Annotated in this window: 6 protein-coding genes; 5 read left to right on the top strand and 1 reads right to left on the bottom strand. The window is 48.7% G+C overall.

Annotated elements, in window-relative coordinates; genetic code table 11:
- The 5 genes from alaS to PHU49_07050 form a co-directional block, all read left to right on the top strand.
- The coding region (gene alaS / locus PHU49_07070; protein ID MDD5243763.1) for an alanine--tRNA ligase at positions 1–2579 on the top strand (2579 nt) is incomplete at its 5' end.
- 36 nt (positions 2580–2615) lie between these two features.
- On the top strand, positions 2616–3275 hold the full coding sequence (locus PHU49_07065; protein ID MDD5243762.1) for a Crp/Fnr family transcriptional regulator: 660 nt from the start codon (positions 2616–2618) through the stop codon (positions 3273–3275).
- A gap of 44 nt (positions 3276–3319) precedes the next feature.
- Positions 3320–4552 (top strand): GAF domain-containing protein, encoded by a 1233-nt coding sequence (locus PHU49_07060; GenBank protein ID MDD5243761.1) that lies wholly within the window; start codon positions 3320–3322, stop codon positions 4550–4552.
- A gap of 156 nt (positions 4553–4708) precedes the next feature.
- Entirely contained in the window at positions 4709–6418 is a 1710-nt protein-coding gene (locus PHU49_07055) for an NAD+ synthase (GenBank protein MDD5243760.1), read from the top strand.
- Entirely contained in the window at positions 6415–6939 is a 525-nt protein-coding gene (locus PHU49_07050) for a sigma-70 family RNA polymerase sigma factor (GenBank protein MDD5243759.1), read from the top strand. Before PHU49_07055 ends, PHU49_07050 begins: the two co-directional genes overlap by 4 nt.
- A gap of 417 nt (positions 6940–7356) precedes the next feature.
- On the opposite strand, the gene PHU49_07045 is transcribed toward PHU49_07050, so the two are convergent.
- A partial coding sequence (locus PHU49_07045; protein ID MDD5243758.1) for an adenylyltransferase/cytidyltransferase family protein occupies positions 7357–7783 on the bottom strand: 427 nt, incomplete at its 5' end.

The raw sequence follows: 7783 nt of genomic DNA, 5'->3' as shown, positions 1-7783 counted from the left end.
TTGTACCGAGTGCATCGCTGGTGCCGGAAAAGGATCCCACCCTGCTCTTTGTCAATGCGGGGATGGTTCCCTTCAAGAACCTCTTCCTGGGGGATGAAAAGAGGGATTATCAGAGGGCAACGTCCTGTCAGAAATGTGTGAGGGCGGGAGGCAAGCACAATGACCTGGAAAACATCGGCAAGACACTGAGACACCATACGTTCTTTGAGATGCTGGGAAATTTTTCCTTCGGTGATTACTTTAAGAAAGAGGCCATCGCCTACGCGTGGGAATTTCTTACAAAGACACTCAACCTTGATAAAAGCAGGATGTGGATAACGATCTATCAGGACGATAACGACGCGGCGGAGCTATGGAAAAAGGCTGGCGTACAGGAAGACAGGATCGTCAGGCTCGGCGAGAAAGACAATTTCTGGTCCATGGGTGATGAGGGACCCTGCGGGCCCTGCTCGGAGATCCTCTATGACCTCGGCGAGAACGTTGGCTGCAGGCTGCCAGGCTGCAAGGTGGGGTGTGACTGTGACAGGTATCTTGAGATATGGAACCTCGTGTTCATGGAATTTGAGAGGAGTGCTGACGGACAGATGAAGAATCTGCCCTCCCCGTCAATCGACACCGGTATGGGACTTGAAAGGGTTACATCAATACTGCAGGGAAAGATCGGGAATTACGATACGGACCTTTTTGTTCCTATCCTCAAGCGGCTCGAGGATATCTCGGGACATACGTATGGACAGGACGAGAAGGTTGATGTAGCGATGCGGGTTATAGCCGACCATGCCAGGGGGGCTACATTCATCATCAACGATGGCATATTACCATCAAAAGAGGGCAGGGGCTATGTTTTGCGGAGGATTATCCGAAGGGCCTTACGGTATGGAAAGAAGATCGGCATCGGAAAAGAGTTTCTCTATGACCTGACAAAGACGGTTGTAGATCTCATGGAGGACGTATACCCTGAGGTCAGGAACAACCACCCTTATATCGTCCGGGTAATCAAGGGCGAAGAAGAACGTTTCGTGGAAACATTGAGTGTGGGCATGAAGGTTTACGAGGAGATTACGGAAGAGCTCATATCAAAAGGCATCAGGACGATCCCCGGTGATCTTGTCTATAAGCTCTACGATACCCATGGATTTCCCTTAGATATAACCATAGAGATAGCCGAAGAAGATGGTTTGTTCGTCGATATGGAAGGTTTTGAGAGCGCGTCGAAAGACCAGAAGGAGCGGTCGAGGACGGCTTCGAAGATCAAAGGGGAAGAATGGGATGACGGTCACCTGGCAGTCTTAAGGGAAGGTATATCGAGCACGTTTACGGGATACAGAACCCTGAAAGACAGCGGGACCGTTGAGCGTATACTGGTTGGGACCGATCTGGTGAATGAGATACGGGAAGGAGATGAAGGGGAGCTCTTTTTTGCCAGGACGCCCTTTTATGCCGAGAGCGGCGGCCAGATTGGCGATGGAGGTTTTGTCCGTGTCACCCGCGCGGATCATACCGAAGGGAGAGCGAGGATCCTGGAAGTTACAAAGATTAAGGACAACCTTTTCTCCCACAGGGTGAAGGTGGAAAAAGGTGTTATTAACAAGGAAGATCATGCGGAACTCATCGTTGATCTGGAGAAGAGAAGGGGTGTTTCCCGGAACCACACCGCGACGCACCTGCTCCACTATGCCTTACGGAAGGTCCTTGGGGACCATGTAAAACAATCGGGTTCCATGGTAGAACAAGACAGGCTGAGGTTTGACTTCACCCATTTTGAAGGTATGAACGATGTAGAGGTGGTGAAGGTTGAAGACATCGTCAACGAAAAGATCATGGCGTGCATCGATATTGACACCGAGGAAAGAAGCCGTGAAGAGGCCATACGTGAAGGTGCTACGGCGTTGTTTGAGGAAAAGTACGGTGAGAAGGTGCGAGTTATCAGGATAGGCGATTTCAGCATGGAGCTCTGCGGTGGTACACATGTAAAAAATACCGGTGAGATAGGCAGTTTTTACATCATAAGCGAAGGCTCTCTCGCGTCAGGCATCAGGAGAATAGAAGCGGTGACCGGCAGGGCGGCGATCCTCTATAAGAGGAAAATGGAAAAGACGCTGAAGGCCATTGCCGGGCTGTCCAATACGGAGGTTGAGCGGGTCCGTGAAAAGGTGGAGTCGATCGTGAGTGACCTCGAGAAGCGGGGAAAAGAGGTTGAACGGCTGAAAGAAGAGATCGTATCACACAGGGTCGAGGAGGCCTTGCAGGAGGTCTTTGAAAAAGACGGAACAAAGGTCGTTTCACTCTTTGTGCCAAATGCCGGCGCAGAGGAACTGAGAAAGGTCACGGATATTATTCGCGGTAAAGTAAAGAGCTGTATAGCGATTGTCGGTTCACAGGAAGAGGATAAGGGGTTAATCGTTCTTGCTGTAACGAAAGATTTACAGGGTGTGTATAATGCTGGTAAGATTGTAAAGAGGATTTCGGAGCGATATGGCGGTAAAGGTGGCGGAGGACCTCAGATTGCGCAGGGCGGTATTTCTGGTAGGAAAGTAAAGGAAGCGCTCAAGGACCTTGAAGTAATATTCGGTTCTTAGCGCCCGCGAGGTGATGATACGATGATGAGACGATACATGGATAATTTAAAGAGCGTGAGCCTTTTCTCTACGCTTAACGAGAAAGATATCGAGGTCATTTCAAGGATTATCTATATCAACACCTATGCCCGGGGGGAGGTCGTTTTTCAGGAAGGTGAAAAGGGAGATTCCCTTTATATTGTCCTCAAGGGGCAGGTGAAGGTCTGCCTCTATGATGAAGACGGCAGGGAATACATACTGGCTGCCATCGGCAGGGACGGTTTTTTTGGTGAACTTGCCCTGATTGACGAATTACCACGGTCTGCAAACGTGATTACCCTTGAAAGCTCAGAGTTGCTCATTATCAGGAGACACGAGTTTACCAGGCTCCTCATGGAGAACCCCACAATTACCATCGCCATTTTAAGGGTTCTTTCCAGGAGGCTTCGCGAGGCAGACGAGAGGATCAAATGGCTTGCCTTCCTCAGCGTGGAAGGAAGGATTTTAAAGTATCTTCTCGGTGTCGGCGAGAAGACGGGGGTGAAGGTAAAAGATTATGTCATCATAGAAAAGGGGCCTACGCAGATCGAGATAGCCAGTTCCTGCGGTTGTTCACGGGAAACCGTATCGCGGATGATAAAGAGCCTCGTGCAGAAAGGTATCGTGAGCGTGAGGAAGCGGCAATATACACTGAATGCTGTGCCGCCCTCTTTTTAGGTTAGGTATTTTTACAGTGATTGCCGAAGACAGGTGTTGGTGATATGCGGAACACAGAGACGAAGCAGAGGGCAGCACAAAAAGATGAGGAGTTACGGATTCTCCATGAGGTTGCAAAGGACATCAGCGACAACCTTGACCTGAAGGTGCTTCTGCAGCGCATTATAGAGACTATCATGAATTTTGTGACCGTTGATTCCTGCCTTGTCTATCTGTACGATGGGCCAAACGACGAGCTTATTCTTACGGCATCGAACGACAGGCGTCTTAAGGGACTGGGCACCGTGAGGCTGAAGATGGGCGAAGGTGTCACCGGATGGGCCGCAAAAGAGAAGAAACCGGTGGCGTTATCAAGGGAGTCATACAAGGACAGGAGATTTAAAACCTTCCCCCTCCTCGAAGAGGATCAATACGAGGCCTTTCTTTCAATCCCGATCCTTTCAAAGAACGAGATCATCGGCGTAATGAACCTCAGGAACAGAAAGGAACATATCTATCCGGAGCCGCAGGTGAACCTGCTTTTTACGATCGGACGATACCTCGGGAGCAGCATCCAGAACGCAATGACATATGATGAGGTGGTGAAGAAGGCGAAACAACTTGACCTTCTCTCGCAGGTTTCCAGGACAATCGTCTCTGATTATTATCTCAAAGAGATACTTCAGTTGATCGTCACCATGACTGCCAAGGTGATGGATTCCAAGATCTGCTCGATCATGTTGCTCGATGAAAAGAGAGAAGAGCTTGTCATCGCAGCCACGCAGAGCCTCAGCCAGGACTATATCAACAAACCAAACCTCAAAGTAGGACAATCGGTAAGCGGTAAGGCGGTCTTTGAAAAAAAACCCATCACTGTTCTCGATGTCACAAAGGAACCGGGTTTTATGTATCCCGAAATTGCGAAAAAGGAAGGGATAGTGTCGTTGCTCTCAGTGCCTATGATGATTAAGGACAGGGTTATAGGAGTGATCAACAGCTACACGAAGAGCGAACATAATTTCAGGAAAGAGGAGATAGACATCCTTCAGGCGGTAGCCAACCAGGCTGCTGTTGCCATTGAGAATACAAACCTGAGCCAGGAGATCCTTACCGCCAAAGAGGCCCTGGAGTCCAGGAAGATCATCGAGAGGGCAAAGGGCATTCTCATGAAAGAACTCGGGCTCACAGAGGACGAGTCATATAAAAAGATCCATAAGAAAAGCATGGATATGAGAAAGACCATGAAAGAGATCGCCGATGCCATTATACTGACCTCCGATCTCAAGAAAAGAACTTGACAAGGGTGAAAAAAAAAATTACTATATTTTCACGACAAAGGAAGAGTTATTAGCGAAGGGCGCTAAAAACTCACAAAAACGATTAGACGGACAAGGGCGTCCAAATCACCATGGTGGTTTGAGATGCCTTTTCTATTTCTATGGGTGGTGAACAGTATGGATGAACTGAGAATAGCTATCGGACAGGTTAACTGCGTTGTCGGCAATATAAAAGGCAACTGCGCCAGGATTGTTGAATACATAGAAAAGGCAAGCGCCCTGAGGGTTGATATTGTCACATTCCCCGAGCTTGCGATCACCGGCTATCCACCAGAGGACCTCCTCCTGAAAGGGAGTTTTATTGATGAAAACCTCAAGGCATTGGGCGGATTGACAGAGGCTGTCGGCGATATCGCAGTAGTAGTCGGCTTCGTCAACAGGCAGGGGGGACATCTCTACAACGCCGCGGCCGTTATCTACAAACGGAAGATAAAAGGCATCTACCATAAAACACTCCTGCCCAATTATGGTGTTTTTGACGAAAAACGGTATTTTGAGCAAGGGAGCAAGCCTTTGGTATTCAGATACGGTGAGGTCATCTTCGGTGTAAGCATCTGTGAAGATATCTGGCACAGGGAAGGGCCATCAGGAATAATGGCCCGGACAGGGGCTGCGTTGATATGCAACATCAATGCCTCTCCGTACCATGCAGGGAAGATCAATGTCCGTGCCGAGATCTCGAAAAACCGTGTGCGGGAAAACGGCGTTTTCATCTCCTATGCGAACATGGTAGGCGGACAGGACGAACTGGTGTTCGACGGACAGAGTTTTGTAATGGATAAAAAGGGTCGGATCATAGCCAAGGCAGATGCCTTCCGCGAGGACCTGCTCGTGCTGGATATACCGCTCAAGGAGCTTAGACAAAAGACAAAAGGATCACCGCGGGCACGTACCGGTAATTTTGCGCAAGTCGTCACTATCCGGGACAAGGTGTTGCCAGGGGGAAGGCCACGCCTGTCATCGCCCGAAAGGAAGCCATTGGAACCGGTTGCTGAGGTCTATGAAGCCCTGAAGCTGGGCCTCCACGATTATGTAGTAAAGAATGGTTTTCAAAAGACCGTGATCGGTCTCTCCGGCGGCATCGATTCTTCCATCGTAGCCGCCCTGGCAGTCGATAGTCTTGGCAGCGACAACGTCATCGGTGTATTCATGCCGTTCCGTTATACATCAAAAGAATCCGGGGTTGATACAAAGGAGCTGGTAAAAAACCTCGGTATCAGGCTGCTTACCATTCCCATACATGCTATCTACCAGGCGTATCTCTCCACGTTGCAGCCGGCATTTTCAGGTTTTCAGGAAGATATTACCGAAGAAAATATTCAGGCGCGAATTCGCGGAAATCTCCTGATGGCCCTCTCGAACAAATTTGGCTGGCTCGTTTTGACTACCGGGAACAAGTCGGAAATGAGCGTGGGGTATGCAACGCTCTACGGGGATATGGCCGGTGGTTTCGCTGTGATCAAGGATGTGCCGAAAACTCTGGTCTATCGATTGTCTCAATACAGAAATTCTCTGGGCCGTGTTATACCTGCGAGGGTTTTAACCAAAGAACCTACGGCGGAATTGAAACCGGACCAAAGAGACAGGGATACGCTGCCGCCATACGAGCACCTCGATCCTGTACTGAAGGATTACATCGAAGAGGACGGGGATCTCAATACAATCACTTCACGTGAACTATCACGGGCAGCAGTGAAAAAGGTATTGCACATGGTTGAAGTAAGTGAATATAAACGACGTCAGTCTCCTCCGGGCATTAAGATCACGCCGAAGGCATTCGGTAAAGACAGGAGAATGCCCATAACAAATCAGTACCGGGGAAAATGATGGACTTTGAAGGTGTTGTCAGGAGATTATCGCCCACATTGAAGAGGATCACAAAAAAACTGAATGGACACCATTCCTTTTTTGACGATGACGACCTCTACCAGGAGGCCCTGTTCCATCTCTGGATCGCTCATAACAAAGGTTCCATCGATGACAAGACAGACAGCTATATCCTCCAGGGATGTTATTATCATTTAAAGAATTATCTCAGGAAGGTCAGGGAGCATGGTATTTTCTTCAGCCTGAGCAATCCTGTCGGGGAAGAAGGCATATGTATTGAAGATTTCCTCATATCTGAAAACATCAAAACCCTGGACTATATCGAAGGCAAGTTAGAAGTAGAGTCGCTGGAAGAAAAATGTCTCTCGAACCGGGAGTGTGAAGTCCTGTCTTGTTTTTTGGAAGGGATGTCGATGCGGGAAATAGGAAGCAGACTTGGCATATCGCACGTTATGGTATTAAAGATCAAAAACAAGATCAGGGATAAATACATAGGGTTTCATCAACATACCGCAAATTAAGGGGGCTCACGTCGCCCCCTCCAGCAGCAAAGCTGCCGGAGCCACCCCCTCTCGCTCGCGCACTCGCTATAGATTCCTATTCGCAAACACGCTCATTCCGCTCCGGATGAAAGGCGGCTCATAGTTCATGGCTCATGGCAATAACAGAATACAAAATCCTAATATCGAAGCATGAAGCACTAAACAATATCAGAATTCAAATATCAAATGTTCAAAATGTGTTGTCATCGCGAGGAGCGGAGCGACGTGGCGATCTCAAAAGATGGGATTGCCACGCCCTGCGGGCTCGCAATGACGAGGTTATTTTGTTTAACTGTTTTGAATTTGGAACATTCGAATTTGTTTAGGATTTAGAAATTGGAATTTAGGATTTGCTATGAGCTATCAGCTATGAACTATGAGCCGCTTTCTATTGCGCTAAGAAAGTTCTTTGATGGTTTTGATAAGGTCCCTTGTTGAATGGTCTTTCGGATCGCCGACGATGGCCACCTTCCCGCCGTAGGACTGAACGATGGCCCTTTCCGGGACATTCTCTTCAGTGTAATCCGTCCCCTTTGCATGGACGTGGGGCTGTAATGTGCGGAGAAGGTTTTCAACGGTAGGATCGCTGAATATGATCACATAGTCAACGCAATCGATCGCTGCGATAATCTCCGCCCGTTCCTTTACCGGTGTCACCACCTTCTTCCTTTTCCCCAGGCCCGTAACCGACGAATCGTCATTGACGGCAACGATAAGAATGTCCCCAATCGCCTTCGCCCCTTTCAGATACCGGATATGCCCCACGTGAAGGATGTCGAAGCACCCGTTCCCGAAGACGACCTTCTTTCCTTTTTGTTTCTCC

The sequence above is a fragment of the Syntrophorhabdaceae bacterium genome, assembly GCA_028713955.1.
Lineage (GTDB): Bacteria > Desulfobacterota > Syntrophorhabdia > Syntrophorhabdales > Syntrophorhabdaceae > UBA5609.
The sequence above is the reverse complement of the archived record's forward strand: the minus strand, read 5'-3'. Positions and strand labels throughout refer to the sequence as shown.